General features: G+C 61.6%; 2 protein-coding genes. Both read right to left on the bottom strand.

Annotated features, from left to right (window positions below; all coding sequences use genetic code 11):
* Positions 1–831, bottom strand: an 831-nt coding sequence (locus ACH2DW_RS15285) for a 2Fe-2S iron-sulfur cluster-binding protein (RefSeq protein WP_394930604.1), incomplete at its 3' end; no start/stop codon positions are given.
* On the bottom strand, positions 831–1,856 hold the full coding sequence (locus tag ACH2DW_RS15290; protein ID WP_394930605.1) for a ferritin-like domain-containing protein: 1,026 nt from the start codon (positions 1,854–1,856) through the stop codon (positions 831–833). The genes ACH2DW_RS15290 and ACH2DW_RS15285, both read right to left, overlap by 1 nt.
* Positions 1,857–1,993 lie beyond the last annotated feature (137 nt).

Raw genomic sequence — 1,993 nt, forward strand, 5'->3', positions numbered from 1 at the left:
GGTGTAGGTCACTCGAAATTCGAAGCGTCGGTGTTTCGCTCTCCACCACGCCATGAGGCCTTCGTCGAACACGTCGTCGTGCGTCCGCGCCGAATACAGCAGCGTCACCGGATGTTTGAAACCGCGTCGAAGAGCACCGTCAGCGAGCGCCAGAATTGGGGCGAGTCCGGATCCGGCTGCAAGGCACAGCACCGGCGTGTCAGTGCCCGGATCGCCGATAAAGGTGCCATAGGGGCCGGCGACGGCGATGCGATCACCCACGGCGAGCTGATCGTGAATCCAATTGCTCGTTGCTCCGTCAGGAACCCGAGCCACAAGCAGCACCACTTCGCCGTCGGGCCGCGGCGCGTTGGCGATTGAGTATGGGCGCGGCGGGGCGCCGGCATTGTCGTCACCCACCATCAGGTACTGGCCCGGCCAGTACCGAATCGGGTCACCGATCGGCCGGATTCGCAGCTCGACAATCTTGGGTGTCCGCACGATCTTCTCGGTCACGACCGACAGCACGCGGTCGCGTGGCGGAAAGAGCTTCGGCATGGCGTCGTCGGTGCCGAACTCGATCTCGACCACATCGGTCGTCGGCTTGGCCATGCACATCAGTCGATATCCATCGGCGCGCTCGTCAGCCGAAAGCGCCATATCCAGCACCATGCCCTGATCGACGTCGCCACCGACCACCTTGGTTTTGCACTCACCGCAGGCCCCGGCTCGACAGTTGTTCGGCAGCGCGTAGCCGCCCCGTTCGAGCGCGCCCAAGACCGTGTCACCTGGCTCGCAGCGCACATCCTTGCCCGACGGTGCGAGCCGGATGACCTGTTCCCCTGCACTCATCAGAAGACGGGGATGATGTCTTCGAGATCGATGTCGTTGACCTCCTGGCCGCTGATCTCCAGCTCAGGAATCGCCGGGAAGGGGATGTCGTACTTGTCGAGCACTGCCTTCAGGTTCAGGATTGCCTGGCGCCAGTTCTCTTTCTTCTCGTTGAACTCGGGGATATGGAACCCGGCATCGCGGGCGACCGCCTCACAACTCCGCTGCACCTCGATGAAGTCAGACGGCAGGTCCCAAAAAGCTTCCGGCGGCTCGAACAGCACGGCCGACAGGAAGAGGTAACCGGCTCGGATTTGCTTCGTGATCAGCTCGCGGTCGGTGACGTCAAGATGTGGGTAGTCACGCTCCATGAGCGCCATGCAGATCGCCATGTGACGACCCTCATCGCGTCCGATATGCGTGAACGCTTCTTCGAAGACTGGCTCGCGGGCACCTTCGGCCATCTGGTGGAAGATGGTCGCTGCCGCGATCTCTCCCATCAGGAACGACGAGAACAACACAGCGAGCGAGTACTTCGGTACCGCCTGCTTGAAACCGTCCCAGTAGCGACCGCCGTTGAAGTACAGCCACTTCACATTGCGCTGGGCCCGCATGCCGAGGTCGGTCTTCGGTTCGTAGGTGAGCGGGTCGGGCCAGCCGAGCATCTTGGTGATGGCCATGCCGCACATTTGCTCGTGGTTCTGCTCGTCACGGGTGACGGAAAAGAAGCACCGACGCACCGCGTCTTCCTCATGCACTTCGTACGTCTTGACAAACGCTTCAGCAAACACCGGAGGTGCCGACGCATCGAAGACCGAGAGCAGCGTCCACCAGTAGGCGATTGCCTCGCGCTCTTCCCACGTGTACGACTCGGGGTCGAAGGTGTCCCACGACAGCTGGGCTGGATCCCACACCTCACGTTGGCTCGCCGACCAGATCTCTTCCATCTTCGCGGTGCCAGCGTGCCAGCTCAGCGGAAACACGTTCGGCTGGTCGGTTGTCGGCGGAAGTTCCATCTCGAGTGCGAGTTGCGTCTTTGGGGCCATGGCGACCAACATAATCATTAAGGCCTTAACGATTGAAGGGACTTTCGTCCTGAATGGCAGACTCTGCAGCTATGGGGCACCTTGCCGGACCGTTCTTGAGACCGCCGGTTCACACCATCACCGCAATGATCGTCGAC

This window comes from uncultured Ilumatobacter sp., from assembly GCF_963980585.1.
Taxonomy (GTDB): Bacteria; Actinomycetota; Acidimicrobiia; order Acidimicrobiales; family Ilumatobacteraceae; genus Ilumatobacter_A.

Excerpts from the sequence above, each read along its gene's own strand:
- ACH2DW_RS15290 (WP_394930605.1), bottom strand. The coding sequence starts at position 1,856 with ATGGCCCCAAAGACGCAACTCGCACTCGAGATGGAACTTCCGCCGACA.